The following is an 18,203-nucleotide window of genomic DNA, read 5'->3' as shown; positions in this document are numbered from 1 at the left end:
CTGGTCCGATTCGCTGCCCCCTGTCTGCAGGGCTAATAAATAAGCCAGATTATGTCCCCACCTGATTGCAAGGTGGGGTTTATTTTACGCTTACATTTAAAGCTGGAGGGAGAGATATGTCCCTGGTGACGCTTACCATAGATGGGCAACAGGTTCAGGTACCGCCCGGCACCACCATCCTGGCGGCGGCCAGGCAGGCGGGGATCAGGATACCTACCCTCTGTTACCTGGAAGAGTTAAACGTCATCGGTGCCTGCCGCCTGTGCCTGGTGCAGGTAAAGGGAGCCCGCACGCTGGTGGCCGCCTGTGTAACCCGGGTTAGTGAAGGGATGGTGGTTCATACCAGTACACCGGCGGTAAGGCACGCGCGCCGGCTCAACCTGGAACTGATCATGTCCAATCACCCCCAGGAGTGCCTGACCTGCCTGCGCAATACCGGCTGCGAACTGCAGCAACTGGCGGCGGAGCTGGGAGTGGGAGAAATCCGCTTCCAGGGGGAAGTGTCTCCCTACGAGGTGGATGATTCCAGCCCCGCCATCATTCGCGACCCCCGCAAGTGCGTCCTTTGCCGCCGCTGCGTGGCGGTGTGCGCAAAGGTGCAGGGGGTCAGCGCCATTGCCGTCCAGGAGCGGGGCTTTGCTACCGTGGTGGCCCCGGCCTTCCTGGCGCCGCTGGGCGAGGTAAGCTGCGTCAACTGCGGCCAGTGCTCCCTGGTCTGCCCCACGGCCGCCATTCATGAGCGGGATGAAACGGACAAAGTTTGGGCCGCCCTGGCTGACCCCCGGATGCACGTGGTGGTGCAGACCGCCCCCGCCGTGCGGGTAAGCATCGGTGAAATGTTCGGCCTGGAGCCGGGAAGCATTGTCACCGGCAAGTTGGTGGCCGCTTTAAGGCGCCTGGGATTTGATAAAGTCTTTGATACTGATTTTACCGCTGATTTAACGATTATGGAAGAGGGTAACGAGCTAATTCACCGCCTGCAGAACGGCGGCAGGCTTCCCCTGATCACCTCGTGCAGTCCGGGATGGATTAAATTTATTGAGCACTTTTACCCCAACCTGCTGCCCAACTTATCAACCTGCAAGTCGCCGCAGCAGATGTTCGGGGCCCTGGCCAAAACCTACTACGCGCAAAAGGAGGGTATCGATCCAGCCCGGATCTTCGTGGTTTCCATCATGCCCTGCACGGCAAAAAAATACGAGGCCGGCCGCCCGGAGATGAATTCCAGCGGCTACCGGGATGTGGACGTGGTGCTCACCACCCGGGAGCTGGGCAGGATGCTCAAACAGGCGGGTATTGATTTCGAGTCCCTTCCCGAGGAAGAGTACGACGCGCCCCTGGGCATTTCCACCGGAGCGGGGGTCATCTTCGGGGCCACCGGCGGGGTAATGGAAGCGGCCCTGCGCACCGCCTACGAGCTGGTCACCGGTAGCACCCTGGTATCCCTGGACTTTGAAGAGGTCCGCGGCCTGGAAGGGGTGAAGGAGGCTTCCGTTGACCTGGCCGGGACGGAGTTGAAAGTAGCCGTGGCCCACGGGCTGGGTAATGCCCGTAAAGTGCTGGATGCCGTGGTAAGCGGGGAAAGGGAATACCATTTCATTGAAATCATGTGCTGTCCCGGCGGGTGTATTGGCGGCGGCGGCCAGCCCCTCCCCGTGGACAACGGGACCCGGGCCAGGCGTATCGCGGCCATCTACCAGGCCGACCGGCAGATGCCGCTGCGCAAGTCCCATGAAAACCCGGCCGTCCAGGCCCTGTACAGGGAGTTCCTGGGCGAGCCCCTGGGCCGCAGGTCCCACGAACTCCTGCACACCCACTACACTCCCAGGGAAAAATTTTAAAACAGCTTCGAGAAGGGCCCGGGCTGGCTTGCCCCCGGTGTGTACGGGGATGCTGTCCGGGTCCTGCACCTCCAGGAATGCCTATTTCAGCAACCCGGCCAGCGGTTTGAACAGTGCTTCAATGGCTTTTGATGGGTTGGGCAACCTGATCCCCAGCACCTGCGGAATGCTCAGGGCCATCCCGATGGCCAGGTACGCCGCAAAGGCAGCCAGCTCCCGCCACATCTTCTTTTTCACCAGGTCCGGCACCTCCAGCAGGATGATGCCGGCAAAAAGGATGAGCAGCAGGACGATCACTTTTTCTCCCCTTCTTGGCTTTTTATTATTCTTCCGGGATGCCGGCCCGTCTGGTCAACAGGCCGATCTCCCTGATCCGGGCATCCACGGCAATTTCCACTTCCGCCCGGGAAAATTCCTCGTCCCAGCGGTATTTTAATTCCCGCCACTCTTTTTTGTATTTCCGGTGGAAAGCTTCGCCAAAACCGAAGATATCGACCCCGTATTCGCCCTGGACTTTCTCCAGGGCGGCTTCGGCCCGGGCCTTGATTTCGGAAGCCATTTCCTCTTCCAGCAGTTTAATCTTTTCCGGCGTGGCCAGGTTTTCGCGGGTCTGCTGTTCCACCATGTCGCCCTCCACCCGTATTTTTACCAGAAAGCGCGGGTATTCCCCGTTATATTCCGGTACGATTTTTGTCTTTCCCCGGCGGATGCGGATGGAGACCAATTTTTCCGGCTGCTCCGGACCCGGAACGATGATCACTCCCTTCATGGTCTCACCTTTCAGCCAGAGAAAGCCCCGGGTTTCCCAGGGGTCCAGCCAGCCGATCAGTTTGTCCTGTTTGAATACCGCCGTCCCGGCCACCCCCACCTCCTTCTGCGGTGGGGGGGTTCCCCCCGGCACCTGACCCGGCATGGTTCCCGCTTCTGTTACTTCCACGGCGGTAACCGCCGGCTGTATTCCCCTGCTGACCAGCATTTCCGCCAGTTCCCTGAGTTGAACGGAATAACCGGTTTTCATCCTTTCCAGGAAGCCCGCTGCCTGGGCCGAGGTTTTCTCCAGGCTGGAATATGTTTCTAGAAAGTCTCTGGCCCTGCCCCTGGCGACCAGGACATAGATATTTTCCCGGGGTTCCCTTTCTCGCTGGAAGAAATTGGTCACCATGCCCGTTCCCTCCCTGCGGGCCAGTTCTTCCCCCAGAACCAGGATGATGCAGTGGCCCCAGTAGATCTGGCGGGGAATCTTCATGGCCAGGAACCTTTCAGCTTCCGGCACAGTCCTGCCTTCCGCGGAAACCACCCAGCTGGCCGGCTCCCTTCCCCGGCCCCCTGCTTCGCCGCCGGCGGTATACGCACCGGGCCTGGCGATCTGTAGGGTCAGCAAAATCCGGCCGTCCTCCGACAGGTCCACTCCCGCCCCCAGGACAATGGCCAGCTCGGTTAGTTCCACGCGGCTCCAGCAACCACCTGCAAGGATGATTACAAATGTAATTAGAAGGAGGGCGGCAATCCTTTTTTTCAAGCACCCCTCCCTCCTCTGCCCCTGGCCCGGGCAACCACCAGCAATAACAGGGGAATACCCGCCTCAAAAAGGCCCAGGGCGTACGGCGGCCAGGCCGTAGCCAGAAAATTGAGCAGCTCAACGATGTTCCTGCAGAGGGCCGCCAGGGCCACCAGTACTACTCCCACCGGTGCCACCAGGGGCCGGTAATCCTTCAGCCCCAGCCACTGGGCGCTGCTCAGGACGGCGGCGTAATAGAATATGCCGATCTTGGCGAAACCCCCGAACATCCACACCGCTATGGCTATGGACTCCAGGCGTTCCAGGAAATTGGCAATGGAAACCACCCGGATGGCGTTAAAGGTGGGGAAGATCCAGCGGGCCGATACATGGGGCCCGAAAATCATTATCACTACCAGGATACAAATTAGAAGGTAGAGGCCACATATTAAAATGGCTGTTACGGCCACCCGGGGGGCTTCTTCGGCCCGGTCCAGGAAGGGAATGAGCAGGGCGAAGATGACAATTTCCCCGAACCAGCTGGCGGGTATGACGGCTCCCTTCAAAATGGCGGCGGCATCTTTATCAAAAACCGGCAGCAGCCTGGTTGCCTCCATATCTTTGGCGGCCAGGAGAAAGACCACCAGGAGCAATCCCAGAACAAGGGGCAGGAACAGCTGGTTGAAGCGGCTTAGAACCTCCAGCCCGCTGTGCACGGCCAGGGCTGCCACAACGGTAACGAAGACAAAGAAAACAATGACCGGGGTATCGGGCATGAGGGCGGAACATAGAAAGGACGCGTATTCGTCCAGGATCAGGGCATTTCCGTGCAGGAACCACCAGATGTAAAGCAGTCCGACCATCTTCCCCGGTAACCGGCCAAGAATTTCCTCCGTATATTCAAGCAGGGTCTTGCCCGGAAAGCGGAGGCTCAGCCCTGTCACCAGCCCGGCAATGAGGAGCCCAATCATGGTGGCCACAATGATGGAAAGCCAGGCATCCTGGGCGGCCTGCTTTACCGTAATGGCCGGAGCGGTGAGGATGGCCGTGGGCAGGACCAGGCTGATCAATAGTAAAATGGCCTGCTTGCTGTCAATTTTGCCCTGCTCCAGCATAGCTTTCACCATCTCGGGCGGGTTTCCGGCGGTGCGGGTTTCAGGTTTTGTTCCTGCCTTTTCTGGTTCTGCCTGGCAATCAAACGGGGGCGGGTGAACATGGCCCACAGCGGTGCCCGGAAGACCACGTCCTTCAGGTCGGCCCCCGTCATGGGAACTGCCGGGGAGAGGTAAGGGACCCCGAAGGAACGCAGGCTGCACAGGTGAATACCGATGAGCGCAACCCCGGTGATCAGGCCGAACAGCCCCATGGCGGCCGAAAGAAACATGAGCGTGAATCTCAGCAGCCGGAAGGCAATGCTGGCGCTGTAGGCAAAGGTAAAGGAGGCAATCCCGGTAAAGGCCACCACAATGACGGTGGCGGCGGCCACCAGGCCGGCCCGCACGGCAGCCTCCCCGATGACCAGCGCGCCCACAATGCTCACCGCCTGGCCGAGGGGGCGGGGCAGGCGGATGCCGGCTTCCCTTAAGGTTTCAAAAGTCAGCTCCATGATCAGCACCTCCACAAAGACCGGGAAGGGGACGGCCTCCCGCTGCCCGGCAATGCTCAAAAGGAGGGTGGTAGGAAGCAGCTCGGGGTGGAAGCTGACCGCAGCAATGTAGAGCGCGGGAAGGGTCAGCGAGATAAATGCGGAAAAGAAGCGGATTACCCGCACGGCCGTGGTAAAGATGAAGCGCTCATAATAGTCCTCTGCAGCATGAAGGTGCTCCACGAAAAGATTGGGCACGGTGAGGACGAAGGGGGTCCCGTCCACCAGAATGGCCACCCGTCCCTCCAGGAGCATGGCCGCCGCCCGGTCCGGTTTTTCCGTGTGGTTGACCGTGGGGAAAGGACTCCAGGGATGATCCTCAATCAGTTCCTCGATGTAGCCGCTTTCCAGGATAGCGTCGACCTTTATCCTCTGCAGGCGGCTTTTCACTTCCGCCACCAGCTTCTCGTTGACGATGCCTTCGATGTAGGCCACGGCCACTTCGGTATTGGTGACCTCCCCCAGTTTAAAAACTTCTATCTTCAGGTTGGGGCTGCTTATCCTGCGCCTGAGGAGAGCCGTGTTGGTGCGCAGGGTCTCCACAAATGAATCCCGTGCCCCCCGCACTGTCGGCTCCGCTTCCGGTTCGCTGATGGCGCGGGAAGCCCAGCCCCTGGTGCCGTTGATAATGGCCGTAGCGTACCCGTCCATCAGTAAAACGCTATCCCCGGAAAGTATGGCCTGGATGATTTCCCGTATTTTGTCGGTCTGCTTAATTTCATTTACGCACAGGCCCCGCTGCTTGATGAATTCCAGGGCCCGGCTTTTGCTGATTTCCTGGCCGGGCGCGGCCATGGCCACTTCCAGGGCCAGGGCCTTTGTTATCTGTTCGCTTATTTGCTCCTTGTCCGTCAAACCGTCCGTATAAATCAGGGCCAGCCGGATCTGTTCGTTCTGGGCGAAAATAAACTCCCGGTACATCACATCGCTGCACCTGTCCAGAATGGCTTTAATCTGCGCCAGGTTGGTATCCAGATCCGGGCTCAAAACCTGTTCTTTCCAGGACGTATCCGGAAAGTTGTTCTCCCGGGGCCGGCTTATCTGCTGGTTGCTCCGGCTTACCATCCCGGGTTTACGGGGCTTGATGAACCTGACCACCTGCACCACCTGCTCTGCGGCAAACTTCTTTAAAATACAGTGTTGCTGCTTTTTTTAGGTCGGGCGTGTAGCGGCAAAACATTATTAGCCAGCGGTAATTCAGGGATTATGTACCTGATAATTTATTCTTTGCCCCGTCAGCCATATTATTCATTACTTTGAAGCGGTTAGAAAAAAGGTAAGGGAGGACATCAATCCTCCCTTAAAAAAAAGAAACCAAACCTCATCAAACTGTCTATTTGAAACTTTAATCCGCTTCCCCCAGCAGGCGGCGGCACAGTTCTCTGTCCATGAGGAAACTTTTGAAGATGGCTGTTGAAGGGCCGTTGCTGACCTGCCGGGGCCAGGCCAGGTACAGGTAGCAGCGGATCTGCAGTCCCGGGATGTTTACCCGGGCTACTTTACCTGTTTTCAGGGCGTCCCGGGCTGCACGGCGGGAAACGGCGGCTGTTCCCAGCCCGGCCCGGACTGCCTGTACTACGGACTGGTTGCTGCCCAGTTCCAGCAGGCCGGGAAAATGCTCCACGTTGATATTGTGTTCGGCCAGTTTGGCCTCCAGGGCCTGCCGGGTGCCTGAACCGGCTTCACGGATAATCAACGGCTCGCGGGTCAGCTCTTCCAGGGAGATGCTGTTACCTGCCCAGGGGTGCCAGGAAGGAACGATAAAAACGAGCTCGTCTTCCAGCCAGGGGTGGTATTCGATGTCCTCTCCACCCGTTGCCGTGCCCAGGATGCCCAGATCGATCTCCCGGTCCTGGAGCCAGCGGGCCACGGCGGCACTGTTGCCCACCTGCATACTGATCCGGAACCCCGGGTACTGTTCCCGGAAGCCGCCGATAAAGATGGGCAGCAGGCATTCCGCGGGCATACCGGTGGCTCCCAGCAGAAGGTGGCCGCTTTTCAGATCCTGGAGTTCATTGACCATGGCCCTGATTTTCCGGTAATGGCGCACCATTTGCTTGATTTCCGGGTAGAGTAGCCGCCCGGCCTCGGTGAGCAACACCTTTTTTTCGTTGCGCTCCAGGAGGGTGACGCCCAGCTCTTCCTCCAGTGCTTTTATCTGGAAGCTAACAGCCGGCTGGCTCATCCCCAGTTGCCCGGCGGTTCTGGTAAAATTGCGCAGTTCAGCGACCAGTAAAAAGGCTTCCAGCTGTTTTATATTCATAGAAAGTGACAACACCTTTCGGAAGATTGATATTGTTATTGTTGTTATTTACCTTTGACAGGTCAATGCCGGCAAATATAATTAGGATATGTGTGCTTGTTATGATATTTTATAAAAGTTCAAGGAGCTGTTCAATCTTGAACAAGGAATTTCAGCGGTATGTGGTAACCAGGGTAAAAAAGGCCATAGTTGATTATGGCATGATTTCCGATGGCGATCGGGTGGCGGTGGGTCTTTCCGGTGGAAAGGACAGCAGCCTGCTGTTGCATATTCTGAATCAAGTCCGGCGGGTGGCGCCCATTAAGTTTTCCCTGCACGGCATTTATGTGGATCCCGGCTGGGAGATGGAAATAAGCCCGCTGAGGGAGTTCTGTGAAAATGAGGGGGTTCCCTTTTATTATAAACCCACTAATATTGCCGAGGTTGTTTTCGATATCCGCCGGGAGAAAAGTCCCTGTGCTCTGTGTGCCAACCTGCGCCGGGGGGCTCTGAACAATACAGCCCGTGATCTGGGGTGCAATAAAGTGGCTTTAGGGCATCACCTGGATGACGCCATCGAAACCTTTTTTATGAGCCTTTTTTATACGGGGCAGTTCCGCACTTTCTCTCCCGTTACTTACTTGAGCCGCAGTGGTATTACCATGATCCGCCCTTTGATTTATTTAACCCAGGAGCAGGTGCGGGAAATGGTGCGCCAAAAGAACCTGCCTGTACTGGAGAACCCCTGCCCCGTTAATGGGAGGACCAAGCGGCAGGAAATGAGGGAGTTTGTAGCCAGCCTGTTAACCCGTTATCCAGAATTGCACCTTCGCTTCATCAATGCTTTTAAAACTGCAGATTTACGCAATTTGTGGCCGGTAAAAAATTGAATTATGCGATATTGTTTTGTTTAATTTTTATTCATTTCGTGTCTGGAATTGTTCATTTATTTAAAATAATGTCATAAGTCTCTAATATCTCACTTTCATTCTATTTGTAAAATTACTATTTTGTTTTAGGGTTTAAGTAGCTATTTACTCCTATATTTCGCCCCTTTATAATGAAGACAAAGGATTTTTTAAAGAAAAGTGCAATGTGCTATGTTTTAACGTTGGAATTTATGCAATTTCTTTTTTAAAAGGGGTGAAAATGTGGGACAACTGGCCAACTTTTATAACCCTAATGCAGTAGCAGTGGTAGGTGCCTCGAAAAAGCCCGGTAAAGTAGGGCACTCCATAGTGAAGAACCTGATCGAATCGGGTTTTTCGGGGCAGATTTACCCGGTTAATCCCAAAGAAGAAGAGATTGAAGGCTTAAAGGCTTATCCTTCGGTTGCGGCTATCCCGGGACAGGTGGATCTGGTTGTTGTTGCCGTCCCGGCAGCTAAAACCCTGGATGTGGCCAGAGAATGCGGGAATAAAGGCGTTAAGAATCTGGTAGTGGTTACTGCCGGGTTTAAGGAGATTGGTAAAGAGGGTTTGGACCTGGAAAAAGAACTGGTCGATATCTGCCACCGGTATGGCATGCGAATGCTGGGACCAAACTGTGTGGGCATGATGGACACCCACACCCCCATTAATGCCTCCTTCACCAAAACTTTTCCTTTGAAAGGCGACATTGCCTTCCTTTCCCAGAGCGGAGCCACTCTGATTGCCATCCTGGACTGGAGCCGTTCTGTGGGTTTGGGTTTCAGCAAGATGGTCAGCCTGGGTAACAAAGGAGACCTCTCGGAAATAGATTTCATTGCTGAGGCTGCAGCTGACCCTTATACCCGTGTAATTGCCTGTTACCTGGAAGATGTGGCCGATGGTCCCCGTTTCCTGGAAGTGGTTCGTGAGGCCACGCGCAAAAAGCCGGTAATTATTCTCAAATCCGGCACCAGCCAGGCCGGCGCCCAGGCTGCCTCTTCGCACACCGGGGCATTGGCCGGCAGTGACCTGGCTTATGACACGGCCTTCCGCCAGTGCGGGGTAATCCGTGCCCGGTCCATGACCGAATTGTTTGAACTGGCCATTGCCTTCTCCCGTTGCCCGGTTCCGGCCGGCAGAAGAGTGGCCATTGTAACCAACTCCGGAGGTCCGGGCATTGTAGCTACGGACAATGTGGAAGCCAGATCCCTGACCATGGCCAGGTTTACCAAAGAAACAATTGAGGAATTGCGCGGTGGACTGCCCGCCGAGGCCGCCCTGTATAACCCGGTGGACGTTCTGGGTGACGCCAGGGCCGACCGTTACCGTTTTGCCCTGGAAAGGGTCCTTGCCGATCCCAACGTGGACAGCGTGGTGGTTTTAATGTGTCCCACTGCCGTGGCCCAGCCTCTGGAAACCACCCGGGCTGTAATTGAGCTGCAAAAGAAATATCCCCACAAGCCCGTGATGGGAGTTTATCTGGGTGGCGAGTCCATGGCTGAAGGTGCCCGGGTTATGTCGGAGGCGGGTTTGCCCTGTTATACTTTCCCGGAACCGGCAATTGCGGCTATTGATGGACTGGTCAGGTACGCTAAGTTCCGCAGCGCCCCTGCCGGGGGAAATGATCTGGATTACCCGGACGTGGATAAAAAAGCGGTTAAAGCTGTTTTTTACGATGCTTTGCGTGATAACCGCCTGGTACTGCTGGGAAATGAAGCGGCAGCTGTTGCCAGGGCCTACGGTATTCCGGCTGCTCCCATATCCCTGGCCACCACTCCCGAGGAGGCGGTGGAAGAAGCTGAAAAAATGGGCTACCCGGTGGTCCTGAAAGTGGCTTCTCCCAAGATCCTGCACAAAACCGACGTGGGCGGCGTAAAAGTCGGCCTTGATTCTCCGGAAGCAGTTCGCAGGGCGTTTATTGAAATAATGGAAAATGTTCATCGCTTACTGCCCCAGGCGGTGGTTTACGGTATAGAGGTACAGAAAATGATGCCAAAGGGTGTGGAGCTGATCATCGGGATGACCCGGGATGTTCAGTTTGGCCCCATGATTGCCTGCGGCCTGGGTGGTATTTACGTTAACCTGCTAAAAGATGTTTCCTTCCGCCTGGCCCAGGGCCTCACCCGGCAGGAGATCGAAAATATGCTTTCCGAAACCAAGGCCTTCACCCTCCTGCGGGGTTACCGGGGCGAAAAGCCGGCCGACCTGCCGGCGCTGGTGGAAGCAATTGGCCGTACGGCCCGGCTTGTGCTGGACTTCCCGGAAATTAACGAAATAGATATAAACCCCGTATTCGTTTACAACCAGGGCTTAAGTGCCCTCGATATTAAAATTACCATATCGTGAGGTGTTGAATTGATGAGGAATTTATACATTATGGGCACTCCAGCCAGCGGTAAAACGGCCCTGGCCCTGGGCCTGGCGCAGAAGCTGCAAAAAGAGGGGTTCCGGGTGGCATATTTCAAGCCCATTGGCAGCCCTTCCCGGGGACCGGAACGGGTTGACGAGGATGCTGTTTTGATGCGGGAAGTGCTGGGAATGGATGCGCCCCTGGAATTTATGGTTCCCCGGGTTATCGGGCCCTCATACCTGTCCGGGGTAGGTTGCAAGGACGCCCTCTCCAGTGTTATGGAAGCCTACGAGCGTATTTCGGAAGGGGCGGATGTGGTAATCATCGGGGGGGCAATATATCCTTACGCTTACGCCGCCTGCGGTCTGGATGACATTACCCTGGCTAAAAAGCTGAACGCCCGGGTATTGATGGTGTTGAACATCCAGAATGATTTCAGCCTTGACCGGGCCCTGTTTTATAATCGCAGCGTGACTGCGGCGGGGGTAAATTTGCTGGGCGACATTTTCAATAACATTCCCCGTCCCCTCCTGGCCAAGACAGAAGGTGTCTACCGGCCCATTCTGGAGGAAAACGGTTACCGGACTCTGGGCGTAATTCCGCGCCGTTCGGAAATTGCTTCCCCTACCGTAGAAGAATTTTATGAAGTGCTGGGAGGGGAAATTCTGGCCGGCAGCACGAACCTCAACCGCCTGGTGGAAGATGTAGTGGTTGGTGCCATGACTGCCGAGAGCGCTTTGAGTTATTTCCGCCGCACTGCCGATAAGGCGGTAATATTGGGAGGCGACCGGGCGGATGTTGCCCTGGCTGCCCTGGAGACCAGTACCTCGGTGCTCATCCTCACCGGCGGGCTCTATCCCGATGTTAAGGTTATTGCCCGGGCTCAGGAAAAAGGGGTACCCCTGATCCTGGTTCATTACGATACCTACACCACCGTTGAAAAGATTAATCATGTGTCCCGCCGCTTGAGGCCCGGTGATGTTACCGGAATTAAAGTTGCCCTGGAAAACGTGGAACAGTACTGCCAGTGGGAGGCCATTTTGGAAGCGTTAAAATAGTCAGCCAGCATGTTTGCCGCCGGTATAACCCGGCGGTATTTTTTTGCCGCTGCCGGGTGACCTGCCCAGGCCTTTGCCTTGACAAAGAAGCAGGGCCCCTATATAATTGAGTTTGTTAAATTAAGGGGTGTAAAGATATGCGTATTGATGTGGCAGATTTGAAAAAGAGCCCCGGGGAAAGTATAGAGGTGGAACTTTCTTCTCACCTGCCCGATTTAGAATTTCAGGGGGAGAAATTAAGTTTTGATGGCCCTGCCCGGGTTTTTGCGGAGATAAGTAATACCGGCAGGGCACTTATAGTGAAGGGAAAAGTGACAGGTGCTTTGAAAGTTCGTTGCGGCCGCTGCCTGGAGCCTTTTTCCCTGCCGCTGGAAGTCCAGTTGAGCGAGGTATATTATCCTGCGGATGATGAAGACTTTCCTGCGGTGGATCCATCAGCAGAGGAAGCCCAGGATTGGATACCTTTTTCCGGCAATGTTCTTGATATTACACCGGAAGTTTTGAAAAGTATTTTACTGGAAATGCCCATGCGTTTTTTGTGCCGGGAGGAGTGTCGCGGCCTATGTTCCTTCTGCGGTCAGAACCTGAACAGGGCATCCTGTACCTGTGAAAGGGAAGAAATAGATCCGCGTTTGAGTGTGCTCAAGGAAATATTTAAAAATTGAAGAATAGTTTTTGATTAAAGGGGGTTAGAAGGAAATGGGCGTTCCCAAAAGGAAAACTTCCAAACGCCGGGCCAGAATGCGGCGGGCTCACTGGAAGATAGAGGCTCCAGGGCTGGTGCGTTGCTCCCAGTGTCATGCTCTAATCCTGCCCCACCGGGTTTGCCCGGAATGCGGTTATTACAAAGCTAAGGAAGTGGTAAAAGTTCAGTAGAAAAGAAATTATTATTGTTGGGGTAGTTTTGCCCGGGTAGTTTCCGGTAAGGCCGATAAACCTGTCTGCCTTACCGGAAAATTTTTTGCCCCGAAGAAGTTGCTTTTTTCTGGTAACCCCGTTATACTTATTTTAGTACCAGGTGCTAAAAATGGTGATGGGGCAATGGCCAGAAGTCATGCAGGAAAACTGAGCCGGCAGCAGCTGGTGGCCCGTTACCTGAGCGGAAATCCTTTCCTTACCGATGAGGACCTGGCCGCCATCCTGGGGGTCAGCGTGCAGACCATACGGCTGGATCGCACTGAGTTACATATTCCGGAGAAGCGGGAGCGGTTGGAGCAGGTGGCCCGGGGTGTTTACGGCCAGCTCCGGGCCCTGTCTGAGGCCGATCTGGTGGGTGAACTGGTGGAGCTGAACATGGGCCGCTCGGGAGTTTCCATATTAACCATTACCGAAGAAATGACCTTCAGGCACACCCGCGTGGCCCGGGGGCATTATTTATTTGCCCAGGCCAACTCCCTGGCAGTGGCTTTATGTGATGCTGAAGTGGCCCTGACCGGTACTACCAAGGTAAGTTTCCGCCGTCCGGTATTCTGCGGGGAAAAGGTGGTGGCCAGAGCGTTTGTCAGGCGCAAAAAGGGCAATAAATATATGGTAAGGGTTGCCTCAAGGGTTAATAATGAAACAGTACTGGAAGGAAAATTTCTTATTTTCGCCATAGCAGAGGAGGTCTGGCGGCAGTGAAGATTGCCGTTGATGCCATGGGCGGCGACCATGCGCCGGGAGAAATAGTACGGGGGGCAGTGGAAGCGGCCAGGGAATACCGCCAGAAGATCATCCTGGTGGGGGATCAGGAGAAAATTATGCTCGAGCTGGGCCAATCACCTCCGGAGCAAATTGAAGTGTTTCATGCGCCGGAAGTTATAGCCATGGGGGAGCATCCAGCTGTTGCTGTCCGGAAAAAGAAACAATCTTCTATAGTTCAGGCTGTCAGGCTGGTCAGGGAAGGAGAGGCTATGGCTGTGGTTTCTGCCGGCAGCACGGGGGCGGCCATGGCAGCTTCCCTTTTGGGGCTCGGGCGTATTCAGGGGATTGACCGCCCGGCAATTGCCAGCATTTTACCCCGAAACGGGGGGGCAACCCTCCTCATCGATGCCGGGGCCAATGTGGATTGCAAACCCCAGCATTTATTGCAATTTGCCATTATGGGATCCCTTTATGCTGAAAAAATCCTGGGTATCCCCAGCCCGCGGGTTGGTCTTTTGAATGTGGGGGAGGAAGAAACCAAGGGCAATGAACTTACTCTGGCTGCTTTCCCCCTGCTGCGCCAGGCAGAGAACATTAATTTTACTGGTAACGTGGAGGGGCGGGACATTTTTGCCGGTACAGTGGATGTAGTGGTCTGTGATGGTTTTGTGGGTAACATTGTTTTAAAAGCCGGGGAAGGACTGGCCATCGCTTTACTAAAGATGATCAAGGAAGAGGTTACCCGGAGCTGGCTGGCCAAAATGGGAACTGCCCTGGCCACTTCCGCTTTCAGGTGTTTTGAAAAACGTATCGATTACGCGGAGTACGGCGGGGCACCTCTTCTGGGAGTTAATGGTGTATCTATTATTTGCCACGGCAGTTCGACCGCCCGGGCAATTAAAAACGCCATTAAAAGGGCCAGGGAGGCAGTGGAAGCCGGATTGGTCGACGCCATAAAGAGCAACGTTGAAAATACTGCCGAAGTACAGAAAGTAGGGATTAATTAATGCCCAAGCAGGTTGTGCCCGTGGGAATTTGGAGTACAGGTATTTATGTGCCCGAGCGCATACTTACCAACGCGGATCTGGAGCGCATGGTGGATACCAGTGACGAGTGGATCCGCACCCGTACGGGCATCCGGACACGCCACATCGCTGCGGAACATGAAGCGGCTTCCGATCTGGCCATTCAGGCTGCCCGCCGGGCCCTGGAGGATGCCGGGGTGGATGCGGAGGAAATCGATCTGATAATCGTGGCCACCAACAGCCCGGACATGCTGTTTCCGGCCACAGCCTGCCTGGTACAGCATGCCCTGGGGGCGAGAGAAGCCGGTGCCTTTGACGTTCAGGCGGGCTGTACCGGCTTTATATACGCCCTGGCCTGTGGCAGTCAGTTTGTAGCCTCGGGAACGGCCAGAACTGTCCTGGTAATTGGTACGGAAGTGCTGAGCCGGCTGGTTAACTGGAAGGACCGCAATACATGCGTTCTTTTTGGTGACGGAGCCGGGGCAGTGATTCTCGGTCCGGTACCGGAAGGTTACGGTATTCTGGCCACCCGTTTGGGTGCGGAAGGAAGCGGGGGGCACCTTTTATCCCTGCCGGCAGGTCTTTCCCGTTACCCCGCGTCGGAGGAAACCCTGGCCAAAAACCAGCATTTTATACATATGAACGGCCGGGAAGTTTTTAAATTTGCTGTAAGGGTGATGGAAGAGGGCTGCCGGGAGGTCTTACAGGCAGCCGGTCTGGGGCTGAAAGAGCTGGATTTTTTAATACCTCACCAGGCCAACATCCGCATCATCGAAGCTGCTGCTAAAAGGTTCGACCTGCCTTTAGAACGGGTTTGGATTAATGTGGACCGCTATGGTAATACTTCTGCTGCCTCTATACCTATAGCCCTGCACGAAGCGCTGGTTGCAGGGCGGATTCAAAACGGAAATCATGTGGTGCTGGTGGCTTTTGGGGCAGGCCTTACCTGGGGGGCTGTCCTGATGCGCTGGTATGATCATCGTCGTTAAAAATTGCCAGTAGGTAAGCAAGAAGGGAGACGGATAGCTATTATCCGCACGAAACTTTGCGATTTGCTGGGAATTGAATATCCTGTTATTCAGGGTGGGATGGCCTGGGTTTCCACTGCTGAACTGGCAGCTGCCGTCAGTGAAGCCGGCGGGCTGGGAATTATTGGTTCTGGACAGGCTCCTCCGGATTGGGTGAGGGATCAGGTGCGCCTGGCCCGGAAATTGACGTCCAAACCCTTCGGGGTTAATGTTATGTTGCGCTCGCCTTTCGTAGACGAAGTGATGCAGGTGCTTCTGGAAGAACGGGTTCCGGTAATTACCACCGGGGCGGGTAACCCCGGAAAATACCTGCCCGACCTTAAAAAAGCAGGTATCCGCGTAATTCCGGTGGTGGCTTCGGTTGCCCTGGCCCGGCGCCTGGCCAGAAGCGGGGTTGATGCCCTTATTGCCGAGGGCATGGAGAGCGGCGGCCATGTAGGGGAACTCTGCACATTGCCCCTGGTTCCGCAGGTTGTAGATGCGGTGGATATTCCCGTTATTGCCGCTGGTGGCATTTATGATGGCCGGGGCCTGGCTGCTGCCCTTATGCTGGGCGCCCAGGGTGTCCAGATGGGAACCCGATTCATGTGCGCGGCGGAGTGTACCATCCACCCGGCCGTAAAAGAAATGGTGATTAAGGCCAGGGACCGGGATACGGTGGTTACCGGACGGCCCACCGGCCATCCGGTGCGGGTTTTACGCAATAAGCTGAGCAGGCAGTTTGAAGAGCTGGAGAGCCGCTGTGCCCCGCCGGAAGAAATGGAGAAGCTGGGCGTGGGGAAGCTGCGGGCAGCCATGGTTGAAGGGGATGTGGTATATGGATCGGTAATGGCCGGGCAGGTTTCGGCCATGGTCAAGGAAATTCAACCCGCCCGGGAGATTGTAATGGACGTGGTACGGGGTGCGGCTGAGCTGCTGTCTTCAGCTTCCCGCTGGGTGGTGACCGGGAAGTGAAACTGGCTTTCATCTTTCCCGGCCAGGGCTCGCAATATGCTGGAATGGGCCGTCAGCTTTATGAATGCTACCCGGCTGCGCGGCAAATCTTTGCGGAAGCTGATGCTTCTTTAGGTTTTACTTTAAGCCGCCTGTGCTTTGATGGACCGGCGGAGGAGCTCCAGCATACGGTGAACGCCCAGCCTGCCATCCTTACGGTAAGTGTAGCCTGCTTACGGGTACTGCAGGAAAAGGGAGTGGTACCGGATGTGGTAGCCGGTCACAGCCTGGGGGAATACAGCGCGCTGGTAGCGGCGGAGGCCATGAACTTTGCCGAGGCGGTAAAAATTGTACGCAAGCGGGGCCAGTTTATGCAGGAGGCAGTACCTCTGGGGACAGGGGGTATGGCTGCCGTTCTGGGCCTGGAGGTCCCCACGGTTCAGGAAATCTGCCAGCGGGCATCCGGTTCGGGGGTGGTTGAAGCGGTTAACCTCAACTGTCCGGGGCAGGTGGTTATAGCCGGGGAGATGCAGGCTCTGGAACTTGCCTGCAGGCTGGCCAGGGAAGCAGGAGCCCGGCGATGTGTCCCCTTGGCTGTGAGCGCTCCTTTCCATTCCAGCTTAATGCGCCCGGCTGGAGAGAAGCTGGCCCGGGAGCTGGAAAGGGTAACCATTGCCGATCCCCGAATTCCGGTGGTAGCCAATGTCACCGCTGATTACGTAACATCCGGGGAGGAAGTTAAAAAACTTCTGGTGCAGCAGGTATACAACCCCGTGCGGTGGGAGGAAAGCATGCGGCGTCTTATTGCCGACGGCGTGCAGGCTTTTGTTGAAGTGGGTCCCGGGACGGTATTATGTGGCCTTTTGCGTAAAATTAACCGTCAGGTCAGGTGCTGGTCAGTTCAGGATCCGGAATCCCTGGAAAAAGTCCTTGCATGCCTTAAGGAGGTTGGCTAAAATGTTACTTGACGGTAAAAAGGCCATTGTTACCGGTGCTTCCCGGGGGATTGGCCGGGCTATTGCCCTGGCTCTGGCCCGGGCCGGGGCGGATGTGGTGGTAAATTACAATGGCCAGGCTGCTGCGGCAGAGGAAGTTGCTGCCCGCATACGTGAAATGGGAAGGCAGGCGGTAACATGCCGGGCGGATGTTTCCATACCTGCTGAAGCGGTAAAACTGGTAAATGTGGCCGTTGAGCAGCTGGGAGCAGTACATATCCTGGTAAATAATGCGGGTATCACCCGGGATAACCTGGTGATGCGTCTGGCTGAGGAAGATTGGGACCGGGTGCTGGAGGTAAATTTAAAAGGTGCGTTCAACACCATAAAGGCAGCTTCCCGGTTGATGTTAAAAGCACGCTGGGGACGAATCATAAACATCAGTTCGATAGTCGGCATCACGGGTAACGCTGGCCAGGCCAGTTATGCCGCCAGCAAGGCAGGGCTTATAGGTTTGACCAAAGCGGTAGCCAGGGAACTGGGCTCGCGGAACATCACCGTTAATGCGGTGGCACCGGGGTTTATTCTGACGGATATGACTGCTTCTCTCCCGGAAAACGTAAAAGAAAAAATGCTTGGCCAGGTTGCCCTGGGTCGTTTCGGGCAACCGGAAGAAGTGGCGGCGGTGGTTGTTTTCCTGGCCAGTGAGGGTGCGGGATATATTACGGGGCAAACCATTGTGGTTGACGGAGGTCTAACCATGTAGGCCTGACACATAAAGTTTGTGTAGAGTGGTAGTGGAAGGGGGTGAGACATTTGTCCGTTTTTGAGAAGGTTAAAGCCATCATTGTAGAGCAACTGGGTGTGGATGAATCCGAAGTGACCATGGAAGCATCCTTTATTGAAGATTTGGGGGCTGACTCCCTGGATATTGTGGAACTGGTGATGGCTCTGGAAGAGGAGTTTGACCTGACCATACCCGATGAGGATGCAGAGAAAATCCGCACCGTGGGTGAGGCCGTTCGATATATTCAGGAGCATTTATAAATTAATATTCAAGGTCCCGCGTCCAGCGCGGGACTTTTTGAAATGCTTTCAGGTACTGCTTAAGGAGGTA

The 18,203-nt window shown here is 55.4% G+C and carries 18 protein-coding genes; 13 read left to right on the top strand and 5 right to left on the bottom strand.

Features of this window, described 5'->3' with window-relative positions:
• The first annotated feature begins 116 nt into the window (after positions 1 to 116).
• Positions 117 to 1,841 (top strand): NADH-dependent [FeFe] hydrogenase, group A6, encoded by a 1,725-nt coding sequence (locus BR83_RS0107385; protein WP_027356557.1) that lies wholly within the window; start codon positions 117 to 119, stop codon positions 1,839 to 1,841.
• Positions 1,842 to 1,922: 81 nt separating this feature from the next.
• Here the strand turns inward: BR83_RS0107385 and BR83_RS0107380 are convergent, their stop codons facing one another.
• The 5 genes from BR83_RS0107380 to BR83_RS0107360 form a co-directional block, all read right to left on the bottom strand.
• On the bottom strand, positions 1,923 to 2,138 hold the full coding sequence (locus BR83_RS0107380) for a hypothetical protein (RefSeq protein WP_027356556.1): 216 nt from the start codon (positions 2,136 to 2,138) through the stop codon (positions 1,923 to 1,925).
• A gap of 25 nt (positions 2,139 to 2,163) precedes the next feature.
• Complete coding sequence (locus BR83_RS0107375; RefSeq protein ID WP_027356555.1) at positions 2,164 to 3,360, bottom strand: Ger(x)C family spore germination protein; 1,197 nt, start codon at positions 3,358 to 3,360, stop codon at positions 2,164 to 2,166.
• Positions 3,357 to 4,454 (bottom strand): GerAB/ArcD/ProY family transporter, encoded by a 1,098-nt coding sequence (locus BR83_RS0107370; RefSeq protein ID WP_027356554.1) that lies wholly within the window; start codon positions 4,452 to 4,454, stop codon positions 3,357 to 3,359. The genes BR83_RS0107375 and BR83_RS0107370 overlap by 4 nt, the downstream gene beginning before the upstream one ends.
• Before the next feature lie 5 nt (positions 4,455 to 4,459).
• Positions 4,460 to 6,082 (bottom strand): spore germination protein, encoded by a 1,623-nt coding sequence (locus BR83_RS0107365; RefSeq protein WP_242839645.1) that lies wholly within the window; start codon positions 6,080 to 6,082, stop codon positions 4,460 to 4,462.
• A gap of 247 nt (positions 6,083 to 6,329) precedes the next feature.
• A complete protein-coding gene (locus BR83_RS0107360; protein ID WP_027356552.1) occupies positions 6,330 to 7,247 on the bottom strand; it encodes a selenium metabolism-associated LysR family transcriptional regulator in 918 nt (305 codons plus the stop codon).
• 137 nt (positions 7,248 to 7,384) lie between these two features.
• Here BR83_RS0107360 and BR83_RS0107355 point away from each other — a divergent pair, with 137 nt between their 5' ends.
• The 12 genes from BR83_RS0107355 (at position 7,385) to acpP (ending at position 18,133) form a co-directional block, all read left to right on the top strand.
• Entirely contained in the window at positions 7,385 to 8,116 is a 732-nt protein-coding gene (locus BR83_RS0107355; protein ID WP_027356551.1) for a tRNA 2-thiocytidine biosynthesis TtcA family protein, read from the top strand.
• 261 nt (positions 8,117 to 8,377) lie between these two features.
• On the top strand, positions 8,378 to 10,480 hold the full coding sequence (gene acs / locus BR83_RS0107350; protein WP_027356550.1) for an acetate--CoA ligase alpha subunit: 2,103 nt from the start codon (positions 8,378 to 8,380) through the stop codon (positions 10,478 to 10,480).
• Between the two features lie 12 nt (positions 10,481 to 10,492).
• Complete coding sequence (locus BR83_RS0107345; RefSeq protein WP_027356549.1) at positions 10,493 to 11,542, top strand: phosphotransacetylase family protein; 1,050 nt, start codon at positions 10,493 to 10,495, stop codon at positions 11,540 to 11,542.
• A gap of 137 nt (positions 11,543 to 11,679) precedes the next feature.
• Entirely contained in the window at positions 11,680 to 12,207 is a 528-nt protein-coding gene (locus BR83_RS0107340) for a YceD family protein (protein ID WP_027356548.1), read from the top strand.
• A gap of 34 nt (positions 12,208 to 12,241) precedes the next feature.
• Positions 12,242 to 12,418, top strand: a complete 177-nt coding sequence (gene rpmF, locus BR83_RS0107335) for a 50S ribosomal protein L32 (protein WP_027356547.1) — start codon at positions 12,242 to 12,244, stop codon at positions 12,416 to 12,418.
• Positions 12,419 to 12,583: 165 nt separating this feature from the next.
• Positions 12,584 to 13,162 (top strand): transcription factor FapR, encoded by a 579-nt coding sequence (fapR, locus tag BR83_RS0107330; RefSeq protein ID WP_027356546.1) that lies wholly within the window; start codon positions 12,584 to 12,586, stop codon positions 13,160 to 13,162.
• Entirely contained in the window at positions 13,159 to 14,172 is a 1,014-nt protein-coding gene (plsX, locus tag BR83_RS0107325; RefSeq protein WP_027356545.1) for a phosphate acyltransferase PlsX, read from the top strand. Before fapR ends, plsX begins: the two co-directional genes overlap by 4 nt.
• Complete coding sequence (locus BR83_RS0107320; protein WP_027356544.1) at positions 14,172 to 15,179, top strand: beta-ketoacyl-ACP synthase III; 1,008 nt, start codon at positions 14,172 to 14,174, stop codon at positions 15,177 to 15,179. The genes plsX and BR83_RS0107320 overlap by 1 nt, the downstream gene beginning before the upstream one ends.
• Before the next feature lie 39 nt (positions 15,180 to 15,218).
• Complete coding sequence (gene fabK / locus BR83_RS0107315; protein WP_034634714.1) at positions 15,219 to 16,172, top strand: enoyl-[acyl-carrier-protein] reductase FabK; 954 nt, start codon at positions 15,219 to 15,221, stop codon at positions 16,170 to 16,172.
• Positions 16,169 to 17,107, top strand: a complete 939-nt coding sequence (gene fabD, locus BR83_RS0107310) for an ACP S-malonyltransferase (RefSeq protein WP_027356542.1) — start codon at positions 16,169 to 16,171, stop codon at positions 17,105 to 17,107. The genes fabK and fabD overlap by 4 nt, the downstream gene beginning before the upstream one ends.
• 1 nt (position 17,108) lies before the next feature.
• On the top strand, positions 17,109 to 17,852 hold the full coding sequence (fabG, locus tag BR83_RS0107305) for a 3-oxoacyl-[acyl-carrier-protein] reductase (RefSeq protein WP_027356541.1): 744 nt from the start codon (positions 17,109 to 17,111) through the stop codon (positions 17,850 to 17,852).
• A gap of 50 nt (positions 17,853 to 17,902) precedes the next feature.
• Positions 17,903 to 18,133, top strand: a complete 231-nt coding sequence (acpP, locus tag BR83_RS0107300; RefSeq protein ID WP_013823343.1) for an acyl carrier protein — start codon at positions 17,903 to 17,905, stop codon at positions 18,131 to 18,133.
• Positions 18,134 to 18,203: the final 70 nt, after the last annotated feature.

Source organism: Desulfofundulus thermocisternus DSM 10259, from assembly GCF_000686645.1.
Lineage (GTDB): Bacteria > Bacillota > Desulfotomaculia > Desulfotomaculales > Desulfovirgulaceae > Desulfofundulus > Desulfofundulus australicus.
This window is presented reverse-complemented; position numbering and strand designations above follow the sequence as displayed.